Annotated in this window: 23 protein-coding genes and 1 tRNA gene; 20 read left to right on the top strand and 4 right to left on the bottom strand. The window is 70.0% G+C overall.

Annotated features, from left to right (window positions below):
- The first annotated feature begins 83 nt into the window (after positions 1–83).
- Positions 84–1,094 carry a helix-turn-helix domain-containing protein gene (locus F9C12_RS27145; RefSeq protein WP_409462240.1) on the top strand — a complete coding sequence of 337 codons (1,011 nt, stop codon included), beginning with the start codon at positions 84–86 and terminating at the stop codon, positions 1,092–1,094.
- Here F9C12_RS27145 and F9C12_RS27140 read toward each other — a convergent pair.
- Positions 1,085–1,387, bottom strand: coding sequence for an EthD family reductase (locus tag F9C12_RS27140; protein WP_409462239.1), 303 nt, complete (start codon positions 1,385–1,387; stop codon positions 1,085–1,087). The genes F9C12_RS27145 and F9C12_RS27140 overlap by 10 nt on opposite strands.
- Complete coding sequence (locus F9C12_RS27135) at positions 1,387–2,646, bottom strand: styrene monooxygenase/indole monooxygenase family protein (protein ID WP_409184612.1); 1,260 nt, start codon at positions 2,644–2,646, stop codon at positions 1,387–1,389. The genes F9C12_RS27140 and F9C12_RS27135 overlap by 1 nt, the downstream gene beginning before the upstream one ends.
- 313 nt (positions 2,647–2,959) lie before the next feature.
- Between F9C12_RS27135 and F9C12_RS27130 the strand changes: the two genes are divergently transcribed.
- From F9C12_RS27130 to F9C12_RS27095, 8 genes are all read left to right on the top strand, one after another.
- Positions 2,960–3,457, top strand: a complete 498-nt coding sequence (locus tag F9C12_RS27130; RefSeq protein WP_409462238.1) for a flavin reductase family protein — start codon at positions 2,960–2,962, stop codon at positions 3,455–3,457.
- A gap of 66 nt (positions 3,458–3,523) precedes the next feature.
- Positions 3,524–3,599, top strand: a tRNA-Thr gene (locus tag F9C12_RS27125).
- Between the two features lie 194 nt (positions 3,600–3,793).
- Positions 3,794–5,299 (top strand): threonine/serine exporter ThrE family protein, encoded by a 1,506-nt coding sequence (locus F9C12_RS27120; protein WP_409184610.1) that lies wholly within the window; start codon positions 3,794–3,796, stop codon positions 5,297–5,299.
- Positions 5,300–5,383: 84 nt separating this feature from the next.
- Complete coding sequence (locus F9C12_RS27115) at positions 5,384–6,835, top strand: trehalose-6-phosphate synthase (RefSeq protein WP_409462237.1); 1,452 nt, start codon at positions 5,384–5,386, stop codon at positions 6,833–6,835.
- A 41-nt stretch (positions 6,836–6,876) separates the two neighbouring features.
- On the top strand, positions 6,877–9,411 hold the full coding sequence (gene otsB / locus F9C12_RS27110) for a trehalose-phosphatase (RefSeq protein ID WP_409184608.1): 2,535 nt from the start codon (positions 6,877–6,879) through the stop codon (positions 9,409–9,411).
- Positions 9,412–9,542: 131 nt separating this feature from the next.
- Entirely contained in the window at positions 9,543–10,076 is a 534-nt protein-coding gene (locus tag F9C12_RS27105; RefSeq protein WP_409184607.1) for a hypothetical protein, read from the top strand.
- Between the two features lie 39 nt (positions 10,077–10,115).
- Entirely contained in the window at positions 10,116–10,721 is a 606-nt protein-coding gene (locus F9C12_RS27100) for an RNA polymerase sigma factor (protein WP_409462236.1), read from the top strand.
- Complete coding sequence (locus tag F9C12_RS27095; RefSeq protein WP_409462235.1) at positions 10,718–11,812, top strand: hypothetical protein; 1,095 nt, start codon at positions 10,718–10,720, stop codon at positions 11,810–11,812. Before F9C12_RS27100 ends, F9C12_RS27095 begins: the two co-directional genes overlap by 4 nt.
- On the opposite strand, the gene radA is transcribed toward F9C12_RS27095, so the two are convergent.
- The gene (radA, locus tag F9C12_RS27090; protein ID WP_182895735.1) at positions 11,813–13,174 is read right to left on the bottom strand and encodes a DNA repair protein RadA; all 1,362 of its coding nucleotides are present in this window, start codon (positions 13,172–13,174) and stop codon (positions 11,813–11,815) included.
- A gap of 44 nt (positions 13,175–13,218) precedes the next feature.
- Positions 13,219–13,899, bottom strand: coding sequence for a hypothetical protein (locus F9C12_RS27085; protein WP_409462234.1), 681 nt, complete (start codon positions 13,897–13,899; stop codon positions 13,219–13,221).
- Between the two features lie 275 nt (positions 13,900–14,174).
- Here F9C12_RS27085 and F9C12_RS27080 point away from each other — a divergent pair, with 275 nt between their 5' ends.
- The 11 genes from F9C12_RS27080 to F9C12_RS27030 all read left to right on the top strand — a co-directional run bounded on the left by F9C12_RS27080 (position 14,175) and on the right by F9C12_RS27030 (position 25,973).
- Positions 14,175–14,666, top strand: a complete 492-nt coding sequence (locus F9C12_RS27080) for a CarD family transcriptional regulator (RefSeq protein ID WP_009084200.1) — start codon at positions 14,175–14,177, stop codon at positions 14,664–14,666.
- 67 nt (positions 14,667–14,733) lie between these two features.
- Positions 14,734–15,378 carry a 2-C-methyl-D-erythritol 4-phosphate cytidylyltransferase gene (locus F9C12_RS27075; RefSeq protein WP_409186865.1) on the top strand — a complete coding sequence of 215 codons (645 nt, stop codon included), beginning with the start codon at positions 14,734–14,736 and terminating at the stop codon, positions 15,376–15,378.
- 5 nt (positions 15,379–15,383) lie between these two features.
- On the top strand, positions 15,384–15,848 hold the full coding sequence (gene ispF, locus F9C12_RS27070; protein WP_409186864.1) for a 2-C-methyl-D-erythritol 2,4-cyclodiphosphate synthase: 465 nt from the start codon (positions 15,384–15,386) through the stop codon (positions 15,846–15,848).
- Between the two features lie 201 nt (positions 15,849–16,049).
- Positions 16,050–18,047 (top strand): hypothetical protein, encoded by a 1,998-nt coding sequence (locus tag F9C12_RS27065; protein ID WP_409184603.1) that lies wholly within the window; start codon positions 16,050–16,052, stop codon positions 18,045–18,047.
- The gene (locus tag F9C12_RS27060; RefSeq protein ID WP_409462233.1) at positions 18,044–19,516 is read left to right on the top strand and encodes a hypothetical protein; all 1,473 of its coding nucleotides are present in this window, start codon (positions 18,044–18,046) and stop codon (positions 19,514–19,516) included. Before F9C12_RS27065 ends, F9C12_RS27060 begins: the two co-directional genes overlap by 4 nt.
- A 70-nt stretch (positions 19,517–19,586) precedes the next feature.
- Positions 19,587–20,273 carry an HAD family hydrolase gene (locus F9C12_RS27055; RefSeq protein WP_409462232.1) on the top strand — a complete coding sequence of 229 codons (687 nt, stop codon included), beginning with the start codon at positions 19,587–19,589 and terminating at the stop codon, positions 20,271–20,273.
- A 44-nt stretch (positions 20,274–20,317) separates the two neighbouring features.
- On the top strand, positions 20,318–21,703 hold the full coding sequence (cysS, locus tag F9C12_RS27050; RefSeq protein ID WP_409462231.1) for a cysteine--tRNA ligase: 1,386 nt from the start codon (positions 20,318–20,320) through the stop codon (positions 21,701–21,703).
- A 30-nt stretch (positions 21,704–21,733) separates the two neighbouring features.
- Positions 21,734–22,690 (top strand): 23S rRNA (guanosine(2251)-2'-O)-methyltransferase RlmB, encoded by a 957-nt coding sequence (gene rlmB, locus F9C12_RS27045; protein ID WP_409184599.1) that lies wholly within the window; start codon positions 21,734–21,736, stop codon positions 22,688–22,690.
- Positions 22,691–22,729: 39 nt separating this feature from the next.
- A complete protein-coding gene (locus F9C12_RS27040; protein WP_409462230.1) occupies positions 22,730–23,401 on the top strand; it encodes a TetR/AcrR family transcriptional regulator in 672 nt (223 codons plus the stop codon).
- A gap of 570 nt (positions 23,402–23,971) precedes the next feature.
- Positions 23,972–25,405 (top strand): MBOAT family O-acyltransferase, encoded by a 1,434-nt coding sequence (locus tag F9C12_RS27035; RefSeq protein ID WP_409462229.1) that lies wholly within the window; start codon positions 23,972–23,974, stop codon positions 25,403–25,405.
- A 202-nt stretch (positions 25,406–25,607) separates the two neighbouring features.
- A complete protein-coding gene (locus F9C12_RS27030) occupies positions 25,608–25,973 on the top strand; it encodes a hypothetical protein (RefSeq protein ID WP_101437200.1) in 366 nt (121 codons plus the stop codon).
- The last annotated feature ends 335 nt before the right edge of the window (positions 25,974–26,308 follow it).

Genomic DNA, 26,308 nt, shown 5'->3' with positions numbered 1-26,308 from the left:
CAATCAGAACGGCCGTGCATGCGGGGAGCCCGCCGTTTACATTCGGAAGCAGGCCGTTCGACGCTGGAGTCGGAGGAGGATCCATGGCAGCCCCGGCGACCAGGAAACGGAGCGCCACCCTCCTGCCGCCGGTCGCGTTCGCGACCGAATCGGCGCTGGCCTGGCAACGCGTGGTGTCGTCCTCGTTCGTGCCGCTGATGGTCGACGACCTCAGCGACGGCCAGTTCGCCGGCACCATTCGCGGCCGCGTCATCGACGACGTGTTCTTCTCCCGGTTGCGCGTGACGCCGCACGAGGTGCACCGAACCCAAGCGCTCATCGACGTCTCCCGGCGGCTGTTCTACAAGATCACCTTGATGATCGAAGGCACCGGAGAACTGGTGCAGGACAACCGCACCGCGCTGATGCTCCCGGGCAGCATCAGCGTGTACGACACCGCGCGCCCCTATGACCTGCGTTTCGCCAGCCCGGTCGACACCGTGGTGATCATGTTCCCGCGCGATCTGGTCAGCCCGAGCCCGGATCAGATCCGGACGATCACCGCCATTTCGCTGGGTCCGGAGGAATCACTGACCCGGCTCGTCACGCCGTTGCTCACCGAGATCTCGCACGATTTCGCTTCGCTGGAAGGCCCCGCCGCGACGCGCGTGGTGCACACCGCGGTGGAGCTGATTTCCGCGCTGCTGAGCACTGCCGCGCTAGCGCGCACCACCGAAGGCGACCGCGAACATTTGTCGTTGCTGCTGCGGATCCGGGAGTACATTCTGGACCACCTGGGCGACGCCGACCTGAATCCGGACCGCATCGCCCGCGCGGTATTCATTTCCACCCGGCATTTGCACGGATTGTTCCAGCACCAGGGCACCACCGTGTCGGCCTGGATCCGGGAGCGGCGCATCGAGGCGATCCGCCGCGAACTCGGCGATCCGCTGCACGCGCACCGGGCCATCGCGGACATCGCCGCGGGCTGGGGTTACCCGGAGGCCTCGCATTTCTCCCGCACCTTCCGCCAGCAGGTCGGCATGGCGCCGAGCGCGTTTCGCCGCGCCGCGCTGGACAACGCGCGACGCGGCGAAAGGCGGGGTCAGGACTGAGCGACCGGGTAGTCGAGCACGATGGCACCGCCGGTGGCGTAGTTCGGCACGTCTCGGCGGACCGCTTCGCCCTGCGGAGTCGCCATCGCCGCGGCGTAGGCAGCCGCGTCGGCGAATTCCGCTTCGAAAACCGCGAAGTACGGGCTTTCCGGTTCGGCGTGCACTTGCAGGCTGTACCGCCAGCCGAGCAGTCCCGGCAATTTCTGCACCAACGGAAGGTGATGCTTTTCGTAATACTCGGCGAAAGCCGCGGGATCGTCCGGAGGCGGGTACAGGACCAGGAGTTTGTGCATCAATTCCTCTTTCGCTCGGTGGGATCCGCTCCGATCGCGGCGTGTCGCGCGATCGCCGCGGCGACCCGTTCCGGAGTGGCCAGCATATCCCCGTTGCGGTGCGGATAGCTGAAGTTCTCGGTGAACTCGTCGCACAGCGTCCGCATGCCGGACATCGCCCCAAGGAGTTCCTGGACGTGCGGCGGAGTCGGCGTGGCGATCATGGTGTTGACCCAGGTGCTCAGCCCGTCGACCCGTTCGCGGCGGCGCAGCGCGACCTTCTGGGCGAAGCGCTCGTCGACCACGCCGTCCTCGATCACCGCGTCCGCGGCGACTTGCGCTTCGAAGGACGCGGAGTTGGCCCCCTGCCCGGTGACCGGGTCGACCGTGGAATGCGCGTCGCCGAGCGCCAGCACCACCGTTCCGTCGTCGAGCAGCCGGTAGTCCTCCCGCACCACCGGCCGGACCGCGCCCTGCAGGATGTCGCCGGGACGCATCAGCCGGAACCGGGACTGGTCGATGCGTTCGTAGACGGTCGGATGGTGCTGTTTGAGCTTTTCCAGCATCAGCAGGCGATAGGCCTCGGGATCGTCCGATTCCCGTTGGGTCATCAGCACTTCCAGATCCCCGCCCGGAACGTTCTCGCACAGCAGCGCGCTCGCCCAGCCGTCGAACGTGGTGATCGGCAGGTCGAGCAGTTCGCCGTGGCCGGGCGAGATGCTCATGGTCACCGCGCGCGGATCGGTCTGCGCGACGCCGTCCCAGAACCCGACCGCCAGGTGCCGTTGCGGCTTCGAGTAGGGGGAAACCTCCGGCCGTTCTCCGAAATACTCGGCGAACGACCGCTTCCCGGCCGCCACCACGATCAGGTCGTGCCGGCGGGCCAGCTGGTCGAAATCGCCCGGTTCGACCGCGCGCTGCTCGATCGTCCCGCCCCGGTCCTCGTATTCGGCCATCAGCCGCGGCAGGTAGATCCGGTAGTCCAGCACTCGCGAGGGACGCAGGAAATCGCCGCGGAAGACCGGCGGCCCGCCGGGCACGTTCAGGTGGTGGAAATGCACCTGATAGCCGTATTCCTCGGCGGGCCAGAAATTGACCCCCATCGCGCTCTCCCGCGCGATCGTCGGCGCGTGGTGCGACACGCTGTTCTGCGGACGCCCCGCCGCCACCTGCCCGGCGGTCTGGTTCGTGTAGATCCGGGTGGGGATCCCGGCCTGCTGGAGCAGCAGCGCGAGGTGCAGGCCCGCGGTGCCGGCTCCGATGATCCCGATGTCTGGCATCTGCGTCTCCTCGTTGAGGCGTGGACGTGCCGACAGCGCGGTCGGCCCGGCCATGGTGACCCGGAGCGGGGACGTGCGGTAGCGCGCGGAGCCGCTGTTCGCTGTGGTTCCAGAACCGCTGCGCTGGATGTCAAGTCGGCTCGGACCGCGAATGGCCAAGGCGCGCAGGAGTCTGTGCAATCCCCGCACAGCGCCTGATTCGCCTGGTCCGGCCGTTGCCGCGGGTTTCCGGCAGTTCCTACCGTCGTCCGCACTCGTCCGCCGCGCCTTCGCGGCGGGCAGCCCCGACGACGTGACACAGGAGCGTTCGGAGATGACCGTGACCAACGACTTCCCCCGGCTTCCCGCGCAGTTCCGCGGCTGTCTCGGCCGGTTCGCGACCGGTGTCGCGGTGGTGACCTTCGACGGCGTCGACCGCACCGGCGCGGCGAAACGGCACGGGCTCACGGTGAACTCGTTCACCTCGGTTTCGCTGGATCCTCCGCTGGTGCTGGTGGCGATCCAGCGTTCGGTCCGCGCGCACGCCTTGCTCGCCGGGAGGCCGTTCACGGTGAACGTGCTCGGCGCCGAACAACGTGCGGTGGCGTTGCACTTCGCGGGAAAGCCGGCGGTGGAACCGGAGTGGGTGGAAGGCGAGTACGCCCCGCGGCTGGCGAATACCGCGGCGTGGTTCGAATGCACCCCGTGGAAGGAGTACGACGGCGGCGACCACACCCTGTTCGTCGGCGCGGTGGAACGCTTCAGCCAGCGAGACGGCGCCTGCCTCGGCTTCGTGGACGGTTCGTTCGTGACCATCGACAGCGCTCGATAGCCCAATGCCCGAAAGCCCGCGCGGCGCGGCACCCGGATACACTTCCCGGTGCCTGATACAGGCGACGCCGGCATAGCTCAGTTGGTAGAGCAACCGCCTTGTAAGCGGTAGGTCAGGGGTTCAAGTCCCCTTGCCGGCTCCACGCGGTTCCTCCCCTCGCCGCCTGCCCTTCCCCCGGCGGCCGACCCGTTCCCAAATTCCCAGGTCAAGGCCGGAAATCGGCAAGATCCACCCCGGTGCGGCACGATCGTGCCCAGGTGTGTCGGACACCACTGCAACAGCTGGGGCGAAACGGCCGATGGTCCCCGGGAACGAACGAGGAGGTGGGGATCGATCATGAAGATCAACGAGCGTGCCGGCCAGGGGGCAGCGCGCAGACGGTGGCCGATTCTCGAGCCCCCGCACCCGAGGTCGAACCAGCGGCACCGGCCCAATCTGCTGCGCCGGCGCGCCTGGCACATTCTCGAGGCTCCGACGGCGGAACAGCCCGCGGTCGAGTCCGAGGAGGCGATCGGGCCCAAGCCGCCGGACGACGCGACCGTCAACTTCGTTCTCGATCTCACCCTGCGGATCGGCGAGGTGCAGATGGCCAGCGGCGCCGGGGCTTCCGACGTCACCGCGACCATTCTCGCGCTCACCTCCGCGCTCGGGCTGCCGCACTGCGAGGTCGACGTCATCTTCACGTCGATCACCGTCACCTGTCACCGCGGCACCGACCTCGCGCCGGTGACCGCGTTGCGAGTGGTCCGTTCGCGCAGTCTCGACTACACCCGGCTGACCGAGACCGAGGCGCTCGTGCGCCAGATCGTCCGCGGCCGCACCGGGGCCGAGGAAGCGGTCACCGAACTGGACCGGATCACGTCCGCGCCGCACCCGTACGCGCGCTGGACCGCGACCGCCGCCTGGGGCGGACTGGCCGGGTTCATCACGCTGCTGCTCGGCGGGGGGCTCGACATCGCGCTCGTCGCGATGGTCATCTCCGCCGCGGTCGACCGGATCGGCAGGCTGCTCAACAAGGTCAACCTGCCGTTCTTCTTCCAGCAGGTGGTCGGCGGGCTCTTCGCGACGCTGTCGGCGATGGTGATCGTCAGCAGCAACATCCTGACCACCGACCGGCCGACGCTGGTGGTCGCGGCGGCGGTCACCGTGCTGCTGTCCGGGCTCTCCACCGTTTCCGCGGTGCAGGACGGGATCACCGGGTACTACGTGACCGCGTCCGGCCGCACGATGGAAACCGCGTTGATGAGTGCCGGACTGATCGCGGGCGTCGTGCTCGCGCTGCGGATCGCGGTGCTGCTCGAACTGCCGCGCACCCCGTTGCCGGACGTTCCCGCTTCGACCGCGCAGCACCTGCCGATCATCGTCGTCGGCGGAGCGGGCGCGGCTGCCTGCTTCGCGCTCGCCTCGTACTCGAAACTGCGCGCGATGCTCGTGGCCGCCGCGGCCGGGGCGATCGGCGCGCTCGTGTACGGCGCGTTGATCCTCGCGACGCTGGACGCGGTGAGCGCTTCGGCGATCGCGGCGACACTCGTCGGGTTCTGCGGCGGCGTGATGGCCCGGCGGCTGAAAGTTACTCCGCTCGTGGTCGCCGTGTCCGGGATCACTCCGCTGCTCCCCGGCCTTTCCACCTATCGTGGTCTATACCAATTAGCGGTGTCGCCAGGCGGCAACATCTCCACCCTGATGACCGCGGTCGCCATCGGGCTCGCCCTCGCGGCGGGCGTTGTACTGGGCGAATACCTCGCCCAGCCGGTCCGCACCGGTCTCGGCAGGCTCGAGCGCAAGCTCTCCGGGCCCCGGCTCGCCGGACCGATGGAACCGACCGAACGGCGTCTGGAGTAACCAGCTGGTCACCGGCCGGTCACTCCGCGCGCGCTAGGGTTTCTCTTGGGGCCGCGACCCGCCGATGACGAGGGAGCAGCTGGAGTGACTGACGCGATCGCCGACCGGAAAAGCGCACCGTCCGCCGACTTCGTCGTGGTGGCCAACCGGCTGCCCGTCGACCTCGAACGGACCGCGGACGGGGAACAACGCTGGACCGCCAGTCCGGGCGGACTGGTCTCGGCACTCGAACCGTTCCTGAGGTCCCGCAAGGGCGCCTGGGTGGGCTGGCCGGGCGTGCCGGACGTCGAGGTGGACGAGTTCGACGACGACGGGCTCGTCCTGCACCCGGTGTCGCTCACCTCGGCCGAGGTCCGCGACTACTACGAGGGCTTCTCGAACGCCACGCTCTGGCCGCTGTACCACGACGTCGTCGCCCGGCCGGTCTTCGACCGGTCGTGGTGGGACAGCTACGTGAAGGTCAACCAGCGCTTCGCCGAGGCCAGCGCCGCCGTCGCCGCGCACGGGGCGACCGTGTGGATCCAGGACTACCAGCTGCAGCTGGTGCCCCGGATGCTCCGCGAACTGCGGCCCGACCTGCGCATCGGGTTCTTCCTGCACATCCCGTTCCCGCCGGTCGAGCTGTTCATGCAGCTCCCGTGGCGCGCGGAGATCGTGCGCGGCCTGATCGGCGCGGACCTGATCGGCTTCCACCGGCCCGGCGGCGCGCAGAACTTCCTGTGGCTGGCCCGGCAGCTGGTCGGCCTCGAACCCACCCGCGGCGCGGTCGGCGTCCGGTCCCGGCCGGGCATGGTGCAGGTCGGCGACCGCACCGTGCGCGTCGGCGCGTTCCCGATCTCCATCGACGCGGCCGGACTCGACTCCCTCGCCCGCAGCAAGGGCGTCGCCGAACGCGCCAAGCAGATCCGCCGCGACCTCGGCAACCCGAAAGCGGTGCTGCTCGGCGTCGACCGGCTCGACTACACCAAGGGCATCGACCTGCGGCTGCAGGCGCTGCACGAGCTGCTGCACGAGGGCAGGCTCGAACCGGGCGACGTCACGTTCGTGCAGCTGGCCACGCCGAGCCGCGAACGCGTCGAGCACTACCAGCGGATGCGCGGCGAGATCGAGCAGATGGTCGGCCGGATCAACGGCGAGTTCTCCCGCGTCGGCCACCCAGTCGTGCACTATTTGCACCAATCCGTGAACCGCACCGAGCTGGCCGCCTTCTTCTCCGCGGCCGACGTCATGGTGGTGACTCCGCTGCGCGACGGGATGAATCTCGTCTGCAAGGAGTACGTCGCGTGCCGGCCGGATCTCGGCGGCGCGCTGGTGCTCAGCGAGTTCGCCGGCGCGGCCGCCGAACTGACCAGCGCTTTCCTCGTCAACCCGCACGATCTGGACGGGGTGAAGAACGCGTTGGAGGCTGCCATTACGCTCGACCCCGCCGAGGGCCGACGCAGGATGCGCGCCATGCGTCGCCAGGTCCTCACCCACGACGTCGACCGGTGGGCGCGTTCGTTCCTCCAGGCGCTGGGTGCCGAACCGGCCGACTGACCCCCTCCCCCGTACCGCGCTGGACCTCCTGAGGAGGAGTGTTGACCGCCGAGGCGTTGCCCGCGGAGCTACGGCGCGCGATCGTGCAGATCGCCCGTACCCCGCGCCTGCTGGTCGCCTGCGACTACGACGGCACGTTGGCCCCCATCACGGCGAACCCGGACGAGGCGCGGCCGCTGCCCGAGTCCGTGGGTGCGTTGAGATCTCTCGCCGGCCTGCACGAAACGACCACCGCCGTGATCTCCGGCCGGGCCCTGCGCGACCTCGCGACGCTGTCGCGGCTGCCGTCGGAGGTGAACCTGGTCGGCAGCCACGGCTCCGAGTTCGACATCGGCTTCATCCACGCCCTCGACGAGGACGCGAAGGCACTGCACCGGCGGCTCGAGCACGAGCTGGAGCAGCTGGTGCTCGACGTGCCCGGGGTGTCGCTGGAGGTCAAGCCGGCGAGCATCGCGGTGCACGTGCGCCGCGCCGAGCACAACGCCGGACGGCGCGTCCTCGCGGCCGTGCACGAGGGCCCGTCGAAGTGGGAAGGCGTCACGACCACCGACGGCAAGGAGGTCGTCGAGCTGGCGGTCGTGAAGACCGACAAGGGCAACGCTCTCGACACCCTGCGCCACCAGGTCGGGGCCACCGCGGCGGTGTTCCTCGGCGACGACGTCACCGACGAGAAGGCGTTCGCCCGGCTGGCCGGTCCGGACCTGGGCATCAAGGTCGGCGACGGCGAATCGCTCGCCGAGTACCACGTGCCCGACACCGTCGACGTCGCGATGGTGCTCGCGTTCCTCCTGGAGGAACGGCGCAACTGGCTCTACGGCGAGTCCGCGCCGCCGATCGAGCGGCTGTCGATGCTGGCCAACGAGCGCTCGGTCGCGCTGGTGACGCCGGACGCGAAGCTGACCTGGCTGTGCCACCCCGGCCCGGACGCCCCCGCGGTGTTCGCCGACCTGCTCGGCGGTCCCGGGGCCGGGCATTTCTCGATCAAACCGCACCGCAACGGGCTTCCGCTCGGCCAGCGGTACCTGCCGAACACGATGACGGTCGAGACGCGCTGGTCGCGGCTGCTCGTCACGGACTATCTCGAACCGGAAAGCCCCGCGCACCGCACCGACCTCGTGCGCGTGATCTCCGGCGAGGCGGTGGCGCAGGTCGTGTTCGCGCCGCGGCCGGAATTCGGCGGCGTGCCGGTGCGGCTGGTCGCCGAGGAAGAGGGCCTGCGCGTGCTGGGCACGTCGGAGCCGTTCGTGCTACGTTCGCCGGGCGTCGAATGGTCGATCGCCTCCGACGGCCTGCAGGACACCGCGACCGCGCTCGTCCAGCCGACGCCGGACCAGCCGGTGGTGCTCGAACTGCGGTGCGGCACCACGGATCTCGCCGCGCACGAACTGTCCGAAGTGGACCGCCGGGACCGCGCGGGCCGGTACTGGAGCGACTGGGCGGCGAAGCTCAAGCTGCCGACCGTCCAGACCGAACTGGTGCGCCGCTCCGCGCTGACCCTGCGCGGGCTGGTCAACACCGACACCGGCGGCGTGCTGGCCGCCGCGACGTCGTCGCTGCCGGAGGAGATCGGCGGGGTCCGCAACTGGGACTACCGCTACTGCTGGATCCGCGACGCCGCGATGACCGTGCGCGAACTGGTCCACCTCGGTTCGCACGAGGAGGCCGAGGGCTACCTGAAGTGGCTGCACGGCGTGCTCGCCACGCTGGCCGGCCCGGAGCGGCTGCACCCGCTGTACACGCTGGCCGGAAGCGTCATCGGCGCGGAGGCGGTCATCGAATCGCTGCCCGGGTACGCCGGTTCGCGCCCGGTGCGCGTCGGCAACCTGGCCAACCACCAGGTGCAGCTCGACGTGTTCGGTCCGGTCGTGGAACTGGTCGCCACGCTGGCGCAGGTGCGCGGCGAACTGCGCGACGAGGACTGGCAGATGGTGCGCGCGATGGCCGAGGCCGTCACGCGGCGCTGGAACGAGCCGGACCACGGCATCTGGGAAGAGCGGCACGTGCCGCGGCACCGGGTCTACTCGCGGGTGATGTGCTGGGTGACCATCGACCGCGCGGTCCGGCTCGGCGACGAGTACGGCCGCGACGTCCCGGGAGCCTGGCCGAAGCTGCGCGACGAGATCAAGGCCGACGTGCTCGAGCACGGCTGGAACGAAGAGGTGCAGGCGTTCACCACCGCCTACGACGGCACCGACCTCGACGCGGCCTCCCTGTTCGTGGGCCTGACCGGCCTCATCGACCCGGCGGACGAGCGGTTCCAGAAGACCGTGACGGCGATCGAGGCCGAACTGCGCAGCGGCTCCACGGTGTACCGCTACCGGCGCGACGACGGTCTCCCCGGCGGCGAGGGCGGCTTCCACATCTGCGCGGCCTGGCTGATCGAGGCGTACCTGTGCACCGGGCGGCGCAACGAGGCCGAGGAGCTGTTCGCGCAGATCGTCGGCGCGGCGGGCCCGACCGGGCTGCTGCCGGAGCAGTTCGACCCAGTGGCGGAGCGCTCGCTCGGCAACCACCCGCAGGCGTACTCGCACATCGGCCTCATCCGGTGCGCGAATCTCCTGGCCGAGAAGGCTTGATCAGGCAAGCCCGTTAGCACGCCTCGGTGACAAGTGCCGTGAAGGCCGCCTTGCCGGAATCGCATTCCGTTAAGGTGGTCTTCACGAGCATTTGCACGTTCGTTCGGGTTTGCCGGCGCGGAGGTGATGCGGTGAAGCAGTACTACGGGCAACAGGCCGTGGAGTACGCCCCGCTGCCGCCGCTGTTCGCTGCCCGGGTGCGCTTCGCCTCCGTGGTCACCGGGGTTTCGCTGGCGATCGGCACGCTGCTCGTGCTCGGGCTCACCGCGTTCGTGAACCGGCCGCTGCACGGGCAGATCCTGCCGCGCGGCCCGCTCGGTCTCGCCGCCTTGCTGCTGCCGATGCTGTCCGTGCTGGCCATCGCTGCGGTGGTGCTGTCCGCGCGGCGCTGCCTGCAAGGCGACTACCTGGTGATCGCCCGGGCCCGCAGCACGCGCGCGGCGCTCGCCATGTGTTTCACGCTGCTGTCGATCAGCTGCATCGTCGCGCTCGGGGTGTCCGCGCTGGTGGATCTCTGGGGCAATCACGGCAGGCTCGGCTTCACCGAACTGCTCGCGACCTTCGCGAATTTCGCCATCGGCCTGATCGGCTACAGCGCCGGTCTCTGGTTCGTCCGGCCGTCGGTGAGCACGCTGGAGAAGTTCAGCGACCACCCCATCTGGTGACGCCGTGAACGCTCGCCGGCGCCGCGGGCAAGAACAGGCATGCAGGTGACCCATGACGGTCCCGAGCCGGTGTCGACCGGCCCGCAGGACCGCCCCTACCTGGGCGGCCCCGATCCCGCCCCGGCCTTCGGGCGGCTGTTCGACGCGCACGCGGCGACCATGCACCGGTACCTGGCGCGCCGCGTCGGCCCGGACACCGCGCACGATCTCGTCGCCGAAACGTTCCTCGTCGCGCTGCGCCGGCGGGATTCGTACCAGCCGGAACTGGGCACCGCGCGCTCGTGGCTGTACGGGATCGCGACGAACCTGCTGCGCCACCACGTCCGCAGCGAAACCCGGGCGCTGCGGGCCACCGCGCGGCTCGCGAACTCCAGCGACCGCGGCCAAGGCGGGCACGACACCCGGGTCGCCGAGCAGGTGGACGCACAGGCCCGCGCGGCACAGCTGGCGGGCGCGCTCGCGAAGCTGAGCGTCGCCGACCGCGACACGCTGCTGCTGGTCTCGTGGGCCGGGCTGGAACCGGTCGAAGTCGCCGAGGCGCTCGGCATCCCGCCGGGCACCGTGCGTTCGAGGCTGCATCGGATCCGCAGATGGCTGCGCACCAACGCGTCCGCATCGACCCGCGAGGAGGCGAAGGAACAGTGAACGACGACACCGTGCGGCAGTTGTGGTCCGACGCCGAACTCGACGAGGCGCTCGCCGCGCTGCACCCGCACGAGACGACCACCGACCGCGCCGAACTCGCCCGGGCCCGCGCGAGCCTGCTGCGGGCCGCCGAGGGAGCGAGCGGATCCGCCGAACCCGTTGTCCCGCAACGGAAAAAGCGCTCTGGCGCGTGGCGGTGGATCGCCGTGGCGGCGGCGGTCGCGCTCGTCACCGGCGGCGTGGTCGTGGTCCGGGAACTCGCGAGCGCGCCGACGTCGCTGGCTCCCGCCGGCCCGGGTTCCCCGGTGGACCGCCGCGAAGCGGGCGCGCCGTTCACCCACGTCGTGACCAAGTACAGCCGCACCGCGCTGGTGGGCGGGACCAGTGTGTTCCGGGTCCGGGAGCAGGCGGACCTGTGGATCCCGGCCGAGGAGTCCGGCATCTGGAAACGCCGCTGGACCCGGGCCGGATCGCCGACGCTGCTCGGCGGGGACGACCGGGCCCGCGCGAAACTGGACGGGCCGTCCCAGGCCGAGCAGTCCGCGCCCGGCGGGCGGTTCGCCCACGACTCCCGCTTCCCCGGCGAATCGTCCCCCGGCGCCGTGCCGGGGTGGTTCCACCCGACCCCGGAATTCGTCGCGAGCCTTTCGACCGACGCCAGCGTGCTGACCGGCCGTCTCCTGAAGGACAGCGCCCCTCCGCAGCCGCCGCCCGCGAACGCCGGGCCGCTGCCGCAGCCGCTGAACTACGGCGCTCCGCAGCTCCCCAGCCCGATCAGCTATCCGGCGGCGACCGGGATGGTCCTGAACGTGCTCGCTTCCGGATACGCGTCGCGCGAACTGCGGGAGACCTTCCAGAAACTGATGGACAACCCGGCGCTCGGCTTCGAAATCATGCAGATCGGCCCGGACTTCGTGCAGTACGCGGTGCCCGCCGGCCCGTACCGGCTGCTCGTCTCGGTCAACCGGTCGCGAGCCCAGCTGACCGACATCCAGGCGCTCGCCACGAGCGCCGCCACCGGGTTCTCGCCCGGCACCCTGGTCAGCTCCGCGCAGTTCTCCTACGAGACCACCGACCGGGCGGGAGACTGATCATTTCGCGTGATTCGCCGCGTTGAGCGCGCTCGCCACGTCGGGCACCTCCAGCACCCGGATGCCGTCCGGGAGCTTGCCGGAATCCGGCGGCACCAGCGCATGCGTGAAACCCAGCCGGGCCGCCTCGGCCAGCCGCCGCCCGACGTTCGGCACCCGCCGGATCTCGCCGGCCAGCCCGACCTCGCCGACGGCCACCAACCGCGGCGACAGGGCCACGTCGTGCAGCGACGAGGTCAGCGCGAGCACCAGCGCCAGGTCGATCGCGGGCTCGGTGATCTTCATGCCGCCGACGGTGGCGACGTAGACGTCCTTGTCGCCCAGCTTCATCCGGCCGCGCTTCTCCATCACGGCGAGCACCATGGCCACGCGTGCCGAATCGAGGCCGCTCACCGCGCGCCTCGGCTGCGGCATGCCGCTGCTCGACACCAGCGCCTGCACCTCGCCCAGCAGCGGCCGTTTCCCCTCGACCGCGACCGTGACCGCGGTGCCCGGCACCGGTTCCGCCGTCCGGCTCAGGAACAGCCCGGACGGGTCCGGGACGCCGACGATGCCTTCCTCGGTCAGCTCGAAACAGCCGATCTCGTCCGCCGCGCCGAACCGGTTCTTGATGCCGCGCACCATCCGCAGCGTGGAATGCTTGTCGCCCTCGAACTGCAGCACCACGTCCACCAGGTGCTCCAGCACGCGCGGACCGGCGACCGAACCGTCCTTCGTGACATGTCCCACGAGCACGACCGGCAGCCCGCGCTCCTTGGCGAGCGCGACGAGCCCGGCGGTGACCGCGCGGACCTGCGTCACCCCGCCCGGCGAGCCCTCGACCTGCGGCGATGCCATGGTCTGGACCGAATCGACGATCAGCACGCCCGGCTTCACCGCGTCGACGTGCCCGAGGATCGCGGACAGATCGCTCTCCGCCGCGAGAAACATCTCACCGTGCACGTTGCCGGTGCGCTCGGCGCGCAACCGGACCTGTCCGGCGGATTCCTCGCCGGTGACGTACAGCGAACGCCCCGCCGTGACCGCCCACTGATAGGCGACTTCGAGCAGCAGCGTGGATTTGCCGACCCCGGGTTCGCCGGCCAGCAGCGCGACCGCGCCGGGCACGAGCCCGCCGCCGAGCACCCGGTCCAGCTCCGGCACGCCGGTGGCCTTCGCCCGGGCCGCCTCGACGTCGACCTCGGCGATCGGCCGCGCGGGCGCGCTCGGCGCTCCGGCGGCCACCCGGGCGATCGCCGGTTTCGCCGAGCCGCGCTCCTCGAGCGTGCCCCACGCCTGGCATTCCGGGCAGCGGCCGACCCACTTCGCCGTCTCGTACCCGCATTCCGCGCACCGGTGGACGGTGCTGGTCTTCTTCACCACTCCGCGAGGCTATCGGCGGGCACCGACAGAAATCGCGGCCGCGATCAGGACGCCGCGCGCGCCGGCGCGGCGACCGGCAGCTCGACCACGATCGGGCCTGCGTTCTGGAAGGTGAAGGTGACCTTGATCGTCGCGCCCGGCCACAGCGGCTGCTTGAGGCCCTGGAGCACGACCTTGCCGGTGCCCAGCTGGCTCGCCGCGCCGCCGTTCTCGCCCGCCTGCGGCGCGTTCGACGCCGAGCCGGGGGCCGAGTTCGCCGAGCTGTTCGGGGCGGAGCTGGGCGCGCTGGAAGGCGCCGAGTTCGCCTCCGACGCCGGGGTGCTGTTCGCCGACTCCGGCTGCGCCGGGGCGCCCTGCTCGACCGCGGCGGCCGGGCCGATCACGAGCGAGTGCCCGGCGACGATCGCCGAGTCCCCGGAGATCTGCGCGGGGGCGGAGGTGGCGTCCGACGTCACCGAGACCAGCTTGTCGTCCTTCTGGCCCTGGTTGACGACGGTGAGCGTGAGCGGGGCGGGCGAACCGGCGGCGTAGCCGGGGCCCTGCGCCGGGTACTGCACCGCGGCGTTGCGCAGCACGATCGTCTTCACCTGGGCGTAGGTGCCGTTGACGGCGGGCTGCTGGGTGTCGGTCTGGGTGATCTGACCGGCTCCGCAACCGGCGAGCACGAGTGCGGCGCCGAGCGCCGACACGCCTGCGCCGAGCACGCGGCGATTCTGCAGCCTCACGTCAGAGTCCTTCCCTTTCACGGCCTCGTCCTTCCCGAAGACTAGCCGGGCGCTTTCCCGCGCGCGGAACCGGTGTGCGTTCCCGGCCGATCGACTGTCCACAAAGGATCCCACGGTGCCGGTCCGGGCGCTGTCGGCTCACCTGCATGAGCACGGCGAAAACCGGTTTGTCAAGCCCTGCCCAGGCCGCTGACCTGCGACGACGATCCCGGGTCGCTAGGTGGCCGCCGAACAGCCGTGATAGGATGGACCTCAGCGAAAGGGGCAGAGGACACATGGTTTTCAAGGTCGGAGAGACCGTCGTCTACCCGCACCACGGTGCCGCACTCATCGAAGCCATCGAGACCCGCGTGATCAAGGGCGAGGAAAAGAAGTACCTCGTCCTCAAAGTCGCGCAAGGGGATCTTACGGTTCGCGTGCCCGCGGACAACGCCGAGATCGTCGGCGTACGCGATGTCGTCGGGCAAGAGGGACTGGACAAGGTCTTCGATGTTCTGCGTGCTCCGCACACCGAAGAGCCCACGAACTGGTCTCGTCGGTACAAGGCCAACCTGGAGAAGCTCGCCTCCGGCGATGTGAACAAGGTGGCCGAAGTGGTGCGCGACCTCTGGCGGCGAGAAAAGGACCGCGGACTTTCAGCCGGCGAGAAACGCATGCTGGCGAAGGCACGGCAAATCCTGGTCAGCGAGCTCGCGCTCGCGGAGGGCACCGACGAGGGCAAGGCGGAAACGCTCCTCGACGAGGTCCTGGAGACCGCGACGGTCTGACCCCGGGTCCTCCGGTTCGCCCCCTCGGCAACCGGTTCCCTACGATCACGACCTGATGAACCCACAGGTGCACAGCGTCGCGTTCGTGACTGTCGCGCACCATCCGGCCGATTCCGAGCTCGCGCTCACGACGGTCGGCGGTGCAGCACTACTCACGCACACCGTGCGGGGGCTGCTCGGCACACCGGAGATTGATCTGGTGGTCGCCGCAGCCCCCGAGCGGTGTGCGAAGTCGTTTTCCGAGGCGGTGCGCGGCCTCGCCTGCCGCGTCGTTCCCGGCGAATCGCTCCGGCAGGTGTTCCCCGCCGTCGAGCCGCTTCTTTCCCCGGACGCCGTCGTGCTGGTGCACGACGCGCTGCGGGCGTTCACTCCACAACGGACGGTCGGCCGGGTGCTGGCCGCGGTCCGGGACGGCGCGCCCGTCGCGGTGCCGGTGCTGCCGATGTCGGACACGGTGAAAACCACCGACGAATCCGGAATTGTCACCGCCACCGTGGATCGAGACGGTCTTCGCAGCGCGCAAACCCCGGTGGGTTTTTCCCTTTCCGCTTTCCGCTCCGCACTCGCCGATTCCGCCGACCCCGGTCTCGCCGACACCGCGGGCGCGGCGGTAGTCCCCGGCGATCCGGACGCGATGCGCGTCGCGAGCGCCTTCGAACTCACCCTCGCCGAGGCGCTCGTCGCCGGCGGGGACCGAGAGGATCCCCTGTGACCGATCTGCGGGTAGGCAACGGCGTCGACGTCCATCCGATCGAACCCGGCCGCGAATGCTGGATGGCCGGCCTGCGGTGGCCGGAAGCCGACGGCTGTGCGGGCCACTCGGACGGCGACGTCGCGGCGCACGCACTGTGCGACGCCCTGCTGTCCGCCGCGGGCCTCGGCGACCTCGGCGCGGTATTCGGCACCGGCGATCCGCGCATGGACGGCGCGCACGGCACCGACATGCTCGTCGAGGTGCGGGCGCTGCTGCGGGCCGAAGGGTGGCAGGTAGCCAACGCGACCGTGCAAGTCATCGGCAACCGGCCGCGGATCGGAAAACGGCGCGACGAGGCACAGCGAGTGCTGAGCGAAGCCGTCGGCGGGCCGGTGAGCGTCTCCGGGACCACGTCGGACGGGCTCGGGCTCACCGGCCGCGGCGAGGGAGTCGCGGCGGTCGCGACCGCGCTGCTCGTGCGCGGCTGAGCGAATTCGCGCACCCAGGAAATCGTCATATTCCTTTTTCGCCGATACCTGACCAGCGAGAACAACACGGCCGGGAAAAACGATCTTTGCCGATCGGACACAGATCCGCGCTAACTTCTGCGCGGGTACCCCCGGCTCTTTATAGTTATTCCGCGACGTTCGCGGCGGCAGGGAGCGGGGCCGCCCGGCCAAAGGGGGACGATGCCCGTCGATGCGCATCGATTGTCCGGAGTACGTTCGATCACCGGGAGGCTGGTCGAGGAACTGCTGTCCCGTCCGGGAGGGCAGAGCAGGCCGCTGCCGATCGTGGTGGCGCTCGGCGTGCGCGGCTCGGGGAAGTCGGCGCTGCTGGAGGAATTGCGCGTCCGCTGCGAGGACCTCCCGCACGCGCTCGTCGATTTCGAGCGGCGCGACTGGGAGCAGATTCAGCCGAGGGAACTGCTGGGCCACTTGGCATTCGATCTCGGCAGGCAATGGCGGCAATTCGGCCGGATCGCGTTTCCCCGGCTGTGGTTGTGCATGCTCGTGCTCAGCGCGCCGGTCGATCTCGGCGACCGCAGGGCCGCGCTGCGCAAACTCCGGGACCTGATCGCGAAAAACCAGCCGCTGGAACGCAATCGCGACGCGATCGTGGACGTCGTCAAGCTCGTCGGCGGGGTCACGTCCGGCAACAGCCTTCCCGGGTGGAACGAGGCGACCGAACTGTTGCTGCGCGGGCTCAGCTGGTACGACCGGCGGCGGCTGATGGGCAAGGTCAAAGCCATGCCGACCGGGCACGGCAACCACCAGGACTTCCTGATCGAAATCGCCAAGCACGCGCACGGCGACGAGGAGGACCGGGCCGCGGTCGACGCGATCATCTGCGACGCGTTCCTCGCCGACCTGCGCCGCGCCTACTCCGGGATCTCCGGCACCCGCCGGACGATGAACTGCCTGGTATTGCTGGACAACGCGCACACGAAAGGCGGACAGGACTTCCTGCGCGCGCTCGTCGAGGCGCGCCGGCACACGCCGGACGAGGCCGATCCGCTGGTGGTCATCGCGACGAGCCGGACGTGGAATCCGGACTGGGGCGAAAGCTGGTCGGTGGTCACCGCGCATCCCGGCAGCGACCGGGAGGTCCGCCGCAATCCGGAGCACCGGACCAGCGGGCTCGACTGGCCGGTGCCGCGGCTGCCCGCACAAGTGGAAACCGACTGGATCCCCGGACAGCCGGACAACCGCTGGTCGCCGTGGTACCTGCTGGAACTCGGCGCTCTGTCCACTGGCGACGTGGTCGATGTCGCCGCCGCGCACGACGTGCACCCGACGTCGCGGCTGCCGCGGTTCCTGTCCCGGCTCACCGACGGACATCCCGGCGCAGTGCGGGAAGTGCTGCGGACTGTCGCCGCTCGATACGATCCCGCCAACCCGAACACGTTGCGGGAAGCCTTGTACACCAAGGTCATCCTGGACGACGGCAGCGAGTCCACCTTGCTCGCCGAGATGTGCGACTACCTGCTGCAGGACTTTTCGACGGCGAGCCGCCAGGAACTCGTCACCGCGAGCGCCGCGGTCGACGTGGAAATGCTGTTCCACAAGGAAATTCTCGATCTGCGCAATCCGATGGGCGAGGGGCCGCTGTTCAAGCAGCTCGCCGACCAGCTGTGGCTGCGGGCGGATCCGGACGACCCGTCGCGCTACGTGCTGCACCCGTGGCTGCGCCGGCTGCTGCTGCGGAAACTGGCGACGCGCGCCGACGACCACCCGCTGAACTGGGAGAAGGTGCACACCCGCTGCCGCGATTTCTACGAGAAGAACGGCCGCGTCGCCGCCGCCCGCTACCACGATCTGGCGCTCGAGAACGTCGACGCGGTGGTGACGCATCTGTGCAAGCCGCTGACCGCGCCGCACGCCGAGTTCGACGTGCCGACCGCGGAAGCCTGGCTCGCCGAACTGGACACGATCACCGCCGCGCCGAACCGGCTGGTGGAGAACGCCGATCCGTACACGCAGGTGCAGCAGCGGGTCGGGGACTGGGAAGGCGAACTGGAGACCACGGTGGCGTGGCTGGTCGTTTCGCTGTGGCTGGCGCGCGATCCGCTCGGTGACCCGGGCGGCACCCTCAACGCCACGATCGAGAGCGGATTCCACCATCTGGCCCAAGGCCGGGGACGAGGATCGATGCTGCTGCACGAGCGAGCGGAGCGCTACCGATGACGCAACGGATCAAACCGCCGCGGCCGTCCTGGGCGAAGTGGCTGTGGGCCGGCGGCGCGGTGCTGCTGGTCGTGGTCATCGTCGTCGCCGCGTTCGTCGTGGTCCCGGCGATCAGCCAGGCGAACCGCACGTGCGGCGCCGGCGTCGAGGAGCGTGGGGAGAATTCCGAATGCGTCGGCACGACTGACGGCGAATTCGTGTTTTCTCCTGACCTCGCGGACGTGGAAAACAGAATTCATCAGGAAAATACCGAAACCGTCGGCTCCGGGAAGCCGTACGTGACCATCGCGGTGCTCCTCCCGATGACGCTCACCGAGCACGACATCCTTTCCCGCGAATGGGTGCGTCATCAGCTCGAAGGGGCGTATGTCGCGCAGCACCGGGCCAACAAAACGCAGTCGTGGGGCAGCGTGCCGCTCATCCGGCTGCTGCTCGCCAACCCCGGCAGCCAGCTCAAACAGTGGGAGCCGGTGGTCGACGACCTGATCGGCCGCACCGGGGCCGACCGGATCGTGGGCGTGACCGGGATCGGGCTGAGCCTCGGCACCGCGCGCGGCGCCATCCAGAAGCTGTCCGACCACCGCGTCCCGGTCGTCGCCTCGCACCTGGCCGCCGACGAGTTCTCGCAGATCCCCGGGTTCCTGCGGGTCTCCCCGACCAGTTCGACCTACGGCAGTTCGATGGCGGGCTACGTGAAGCCGGCCGCGCGCACCGCGACCGTCGTGCAGGACCAGAATCCCGGCGACCTGTACCCGAAGACGCTGGCCACGGCGTTCGCCAAGACGTTCGCCGACGCCGCGCACCGGATCGTCGGGCGCACCGAGTCCTACGACTCCAGCCTGCCCGGGATCGAGAACACGTTCCTGCAGATGATGCCCAACATCTGCGGCGACAATCCGGACGTCGTGTACTTCGCCGGCCGCGAGGACCACCTGAAGTCGTTCGTCGCGCAGCTCGCCCAGCGGCCGTGCGTCGAGAAGCACCTGACCGTGCTGACCGGCGACCTCGCCCAAGTCGGCCCGCCCGGTCCGGAAATGCGCCGCGGGCTCCAGGCGAACGTCACCGTGCTCGCGCCCGGGCTCGCGCATCCGCAGGCCTGGCGCGACCATCCGGATTCGTTCAACAAGGCGGCCGTCGCGAGCTTCGAGGAACCCGCGTGCGACGGCTGTTTCACCGCGGTCTTCCCCCGGGAACGGCTGGACGACGGCATCGCGATCCTGGCGCACGACGCGGTGCTGACCGTGGTCTGGGCCATCCGCGGCATCCCGCGGGTGTCTCCGGAGCAGGTCACCGCACAGGACGTACTGCAGGCCAGGAACCGGCTGCACGGCCAGTCCGCGGTCCCGGGAGCGAGCGGCATGATCTCGTTCGACGACCGCGGCGACCCGGTGAACAAAGCGGTGCCGATCCTGCGGGTCCGGCTCGACGCGACGCCGGAGTTCGTGGAGCTGTACGTCCCGGCCGGCTGATCTTCGCGAAGGTGAGCCGGGGGCCACAAACGGGCGGCGGCGCACCCGGCCCGCCGGATAAGGTTGGCGCGTGGCCATCAACGCGGTGTTGTTCGATTTCTCCGGCACTCTTTTCCGGCTTGAGCAGCAGGACGGCTGGCTCGACGACGTACGCGACGACGACGGCGAGGCGCTCGACGTCGAAGCCCAGACCGAGCTGATGCGGCGGATGACCGCGCCGGTCGAGCAGTCCGTCGAACTGGACGAGGAGCACCTGCACGCCTGGCACAACCGCGACCGCGATCCGGAACTGCACCGGAAGGTGTACCTGGAGGTGCTGCGGCTGTCCGGCGTTCCCCGCCGCGACCAGGCCGAGGCGCTGTACCAGCAGCTCATCACGCCGGACCAGTGGACGCCGTACCCGGACACCGAGGCCGCGCTCAAGGCGGTCGCGAGCAGCGGACGCAAGGCCGGCGTGCTGAGCAACATCGCGTTCGACATCCGGCCCGCGTTCAGCCAGCGCGGCTGGGACGCGCACGTCGCCGAGTTCACCCTGTCCTTCGAGGTCGGAGCGGTGAAACCGGAGCCGGAGATCTTCCAGGCGGCGATCGAGCGGCTCGGCGTGCGCGCCGAGGAGACGCTGATGGTCGGCGACAGCGAGGAGGCCGACGGCGGCGCCCGGGCGCTGGGCTGCCAGTTCGCCCTGGTGGACCCGCTTCCCACGGCCGAACGACCGGACGCGCTGCTGGGCGTGCTGCGGGAGCACGGCGTGCTCTGACGTCCTGCGACGTCTCCCACAGTGCTCCCGGTACCCTTTACCTCGTGGCTTTGCACCTGTACGACACCGCGACCCGTGCCCCTCGGGAGTTCACTCCCGTCCGCAGCGGAACGGCGTCGATCTACGTGTGTGGGGCCACCGTGCAGGGAGTACCGCATATCGGGCACGTCCGCGGCATGCTGAACTACGACGTGCTGCGCCGCTGGCTGCTCCACAGTGGACTCGACGTGCTGCTGGTCCGCAACGTCACCGACATCGACGACAAGATCCTCACCAAGGCCGCCGAGGCCGGACGGCCGTGGTGGGAATGGGCGGCGACGCACGAGCGGGCGTTCGAGAAGGCGTACGCGGACCTCGGCTGCCTTCCGCCGTCGGTCACGCCGCGCGCGACCGGGCACGTCACGCAGATGGTCCAGCTGATGGAGCGGCTGATCGAAGCCGGGCACGCGTACGCCGTCGACGGCGACGTGTACTTCTCGGTGAAGTCGTTCCCGGAGTACGGCTCGCTGTCCGGCCAGCAGCTCGACGAGGTCCAGCAGGGCGAGACGCCCACCCGCGGCAAGCGTGATTCGCGCGACTTCACCCTGTGGAAGAGCGCGAAGCCGGGCGAGCCGTCGTGGCCGACGCCGTGGGGCGCCGGACGGCCGGGCTGGCACCTGGAGTGCTCGGCGATGGCGACCAACTACCTCGGCGCCGAGTTCGACATCCACGGCGGCGGCGTCGACCTGGTGTTCCCGCACCACGAGAACGAACGCGCGCAGTCGAACGCGGCGGGCGACGGGTTCGCCCGCTACTGGCTGCACAACGCGTGGGTGACCATGTCCGGCGAGAAGATGTCGAAGTCGCTGGGCAACACGGTCGCGATCCCGGCGATGCTCGAGCGCTACCGCGCGCCGGAACTGCGCTACTACCTCGTGCAGCCGCACTACCGGTCCACTGTCGAGTACTCCGACGGCGCGGTTTCCGAAGCCGCCCAGGGGTACCGGCGGATCGAGGCGTTCCTGCGCCGGGCGGAGTCGGCCGGTTCGGTTCCCGTGGGCGAGGTCCCGGCGGAATTCGCCGCGGCGATGAACGACGACCTGGCCACCCCGGCCGCGTTCGCCGTGGTGCACAACACGGTCCGCGACGGTAACGCCGCCCTCGACGGAGGCGACACCACGAAGGCGCTCGAATTGGCCGGCACGGTCCGCGGGATGACCGGTGTGCTCGGCATCGACCCGCTGTCGCCGGACTGGGCGGACGGCGGCTCGGACACTCCCGTCCGCGAAGCGCTGGGCACGCTCGTGGAAGCCCTGCTGGCCGAACGCCAGGAGGCCCGTGCGGCGAAGGACTTCGCCCGCGCGGACGCCGCCCGCGACCGTCTCGTGGCGGCGGGGATCGCGGTGGAAGACACCCCGAACGGTCCGCAGTGGACGGTCAGGAACTCCTGACCTCCTCGCGGCAGCAGAGATTGAGGACTCATGGCAGGCAACTCACAGCGCAAAGGTGCCATCCGGAAGGCCGGCACCAAGAAGGGTGCCGTCGTCGGTTCGGGCGGGCAGCGGCGCAAGGCGCTCGAGGGCAAGGGCCCGACGCCGAGGGCTGAGGACCGGCCCGGGCACAAGGCGTACCGCGCTGCCAACGCCGCCACCAAGCGCGACCAGGCCCGGCAGAAGAAGGCCGACCGGCCGGAGCTGATCGCCGGCCGCAACCCGGTCGTCGAGGCGCTGCGCGCGGACGTGCCGGGCACGGCGCTGTACGTCGCGCTGAACATCGACATCGACGACCGGGTCAACGAGGCCGTCCGGCTCGCGGGCGACAAGGGCATCTCGATCCTGGAGATCCCGCGCGAGGAACTGGACCGCAAGACCAACCGCGCGATGCACCAGGGCCTCGGCCTGCAGGTGCCGCCGTTCGAGTACGCGCACCCGGACGACCTGATGCAAGCCGCGCGCGACTCGGGCAACACCCCGCTGTTCGTCGCGCTGGACGGCGTCACCGACCCGCGCAACCTGGGCGCGGTGATCCGCTCGGCCGCGGCGTTCGGCGCGCAAGGCGTGCTGCTGCCGGAGCGTCGCAGCGCCGGAATGACCGCGGTCGCGTGGCGCACGAGCGCGGGCACCGCGGCGAAGCTGCCGATCGCGGTCGCCACGAACCTCACGCGCCAGCTGCGCGCGTGGGCGTCGGACGGCCTGATGATCGTCGGCCTCGACGCCGACGGCACGGTCGACATCGACTCTCTCGACCTGGCCGCCGACCCACTGGTCGTCGTGCTCGGCTCGGAAGGCCGCGGCCTCTCCCGACTGGTCCGCGAGACGTGCGACGCGACGGTGTCGATCCCCATGGCGGCCGGCGTGGAATCGCTGAACGCCTCGGTCGCCGCCGGAGTGCTGCTGGCCGAGGTCGCCCGTCGCCGCCGGATCGCCGGACGCGTCTGACGTTTCCGGCGGAATCGCGGGCCTGTTATCGTCGATAACATGCCTGCCGACGCCCGCGCCCGCATCATCGAGGCCGCCCTGAACCTGCTGGCCACCGAGGGCCCCGACGCAGTGTCGACCCGCGCGGTCAGCTCCAAGGCAGGCGTCCAGCCGCCGACGATTTACCGCCTTTTCGGGGACAAGGACGGCCTGCTCGACGCCATCACCGTCCAGGGCTACGCGGATTATTTGGAAGCGAAAACCGCCCAGCCCCCCGCCGAGGACCCGCTGGAGGACCTGCGGCGGGGCTGGGACCAGCACCTGGAGTTCGGCCTGGCCAACCCCGCGCTGTACCGCCTGATGCTCGCCCGCCCCACCCCTTCGCCAGCGTGGGAAAAGGCCCTGGAAATCCTCGCGGCCCGAGTCGGCCGCGTCGCCTCCGCCGGACGACTCCGAGTGCCCGAACCCCTCGCCGCGGCGTTGCTCCACGCCGCCGGTTCGGGGGCGACGTTGAGCCTGATCTCGACGCCACCGGAGTCCCGCGACCTGACAGTGTCAGTCGCGGCCCGAGAGGCGGTGATCGCCGCGATCAGCACGGATCGGCCGGTCTCCCGAACACCGGGGCCAGCCGCGGCGGCGACGGCTTTGCGCGCGGTGTTGCCGCAGGTCACGGGGTTGAGTGGGGCGGAGAAGGCGTTGATGGGCGAGTGGCTGGATCGGATCACCGACTGAGCCTGACTGAGACTGACTGCGAATGCCTCGGCCTCGGTTCGGGGCTTTGTCCGGCCTAACCCGCCTGGGACGTGCATCAGGCCTGGCCTTGCCCGCGATCGCACCTCGCTAACCCCACCGGGCTTCCATCTCGCGTGCCCACCAGCGCCCACCTCTCGCCAAGTCCGCCCGCGCCCACATCTCCCCTGCCCCACTCGCTCCCATCTCGCCAACCATGCCCGCGCCGCCCTCCCCGGCCCGCCGCGCGCTCACATCCCGCCTACTCCAGCCGCCTAGCCACCCGCCTCACCGCCGGATTCCTGCCGGTCTCCCGCAAAGCCGCTGACCTCTCCGGATTCCCGCACGCATCCCCCTCCGCCCCAGCCTCGCCGCCGCCTCTCGCCGAATCCCGGCACGCCGAAGCTCCCGCCCTTCCAGAACCCCTCGTGCCCCCGGTCCCCCGTCGCGAAGGGCGAAATCCCCCCAAATCCGTCACCGACCGTAATTCGCGCTGTGATCCGTCGGGCATCGCCCCGCGGAGCCACCCGCTCGGGCTAAGGTCTCCTCCGGAACCGAGGGGGTCCGTCACCGATGTCGTTCGTTTCACCGCTGTTCTTGTGGTACTTCATGCCCGCGGTGCTGATCTCGGTCCTGGTGTGCCCGCGCAGCTGGCGCAACGGCATCGTCGCGGTCGCGAGCCTGCTGTTCTACACGATCGGCGCCGGCCCGTACCTGTTCCTGCTGCTGCTCTGCATGGCGGTGAACTTCCTGGCCGGCCCGGCGCTGGAGCCGAGTCCGTGGGACGTCCGCGGCACGCGCCGGAAGCGGATCCTGATCGGCGTCATCACGCTCGACGTCCTCGTGCTCGTCATCTGGAAGTACGCCGGTTTCGCGACGCAGCAGATCGCCGCCGTCGCGCACTGGTTCGGCGGCGACCTGGGCGTCGCGAACATCGTGGTGCCGATCGGCATTTCCTTCTACACCTTCCACCACATCTCGTACGTGGTGGACATCTACCGCGGCGAGCGGCACGCACTGCGCAACCCGGTGTCGTTCGCCGCGTACATCGCGATGTTCCCGCAGCTGGTGGCGGGCCCCATCGTGCGGTACCGGGAGATCGCCGACCAGCTTCCGCAGCGTCGTTCGCATCGGCTGGACGACATCGCCGCGGGCTTCCCGCGGTTCGCGCTGGGACTGTGCAAGAAGTCGATCATCGCCGACTCGCTCAGCCCGATGGTCGAGGCCTGCTTCTCGACCCCGGCCAACCAGATGACGTTCACGACGGCCTGGCTCGGCGCGATCGGCTACACCCTGCAGTTGTTCTTCGACTTCTCGGGTTATTCGGACATGGCGATCGGCCTCGGCCGCATGCTCGGCTTCCGGCTGCCGGAGAACTTCGCCCGCCCGTACTCGTCGGTGACGATCACGGAGTTCTGGCGCCGCTGGCACATGTCCCTGTCCCGCTGGTTCCGCGACTACGTCTACATCCCGCTGGGCGGCAACCGTTCGGGGGCCGGAAAGACCTACCGGAACCTGTCGATCGTCTTCGTGCTGACGGGTTTCTGGCACGGCGCGCAATGGACGTTCCTGATCTGGGGCTGCTACCACGGCGCGCTGCTGGTCATCGAACGCCGCTTCAACCTCGGCGACGCCCCGTCCAGCCCGGCCGCCCGCATCGCCCGCCGCCTGCTGACGCTGATCCTGGTCGTGTTCGGCTGGGTCTTCTTCCGTTCCGCCGACCTCGGCCACGCGTTGTCGATGATCGGCCACATGCTGATCCCGGACTTCGGCGGCCTCGGCGACGTCGTGGAGAGCGCGCTGACGAACCAGCGCATGGTGATCCTGCTGCTGGCGCTGATCGTGTTCATTCTCCCCGCGCACCCGGTGACCGGCCCGCTGCTGGAATCGTCCCGAAGCCGCGGAGCGACCGCACTGCGCATCGGGGTCATGACGGTGGGCCTGGTTTACGCGGCGATCCTGGTGGCCACGGGGACTTTCAGCCCGTTCCTGTACTACCAGTTCTGATCTGGCCTCGGCGCGGGATATTCAGGTCCGAAGCACAGACGTCGTCTTCAAGGGGAAATACCGCGCCGCTTGACGCGGAATCGGGGCCGTTAGCTGCCTGCGCCGCCGCGGGAGTGCGGGGCACCGACGCTGGCGAGAACGCTGAGGCACCCCGTGCGTCGCGGGTAAGCTTCGTCCGTTGCCGAACGGAAGGCCCGGACCAATGACCGACCCGACCGAGCCGCCAGACCTGGCTTCGACCCCGAACGTCATCCCGTACGTCGACCCGCACGACGGCCCTCGGCGGTTGCTCACGATCGACATTTCCACGCACATTTTCCACGCCGGCGCGTACATCCCGTTCGCGGGCATCGACGGCCGGCAGTACGTCGTTTCCTGGGGCGCGGTGTCGTTCGAGATTCCCGCTGACCGCAACGTCCATGTCAGCGTGCACCTGCAGAGCAACGGCGGGGCCGGGTACACGCCGTCGCCGTTCGCGTCGATCATCCTGTACCCGAACCCGCTGCCGCAACGACTGGCGACCCAGTTCGCCCGGGCGGGCATGGGGGCGCTCGTACCGCTGCCGTAAGCCGCTCCCGAATCGGGGGAAAAGGTGAACACGGAGGGGGAAGTGATGGGATATCCCGGCATGCCCGGACAAGCGCGGATCCCCGCCCTGGTGCTCGCGGGAGTGCTCGGACTCAGCGAGATTATCGTGCTGTGGGCCGAAACCGCCACCATGATCAACCGTAGTTGGGAGAGCGGGGGTTACGTGCGTCCGCTGCTGGCCGTGCTGAGTATCGCAGTACTGGCCGGAGCGGCACTGCTCGCGACCCGCGGTCCGCGCCCGGCGCGTTTCCTCGTGGTGCCTACGGTCGCGCAAGCGGTGGTGCGATTGTTTCGTTGTCACGCTTGCTTCCGCGA

This window comes from Amycolatopsis sp. GA6-003 (assembly GCF_046267895.1).
Taxonomy (GTDB): Bacteria; Actinomycetota; Actinomycetes; order Mycobacteriales; family Pseudonocardiaceae; genus Amycolatopsis.
The sequence above is the reverse complement of the archived record's forward strand: the minus strand, read 5'-3'. Positions and strand labels throughout refer to the sequence as shown.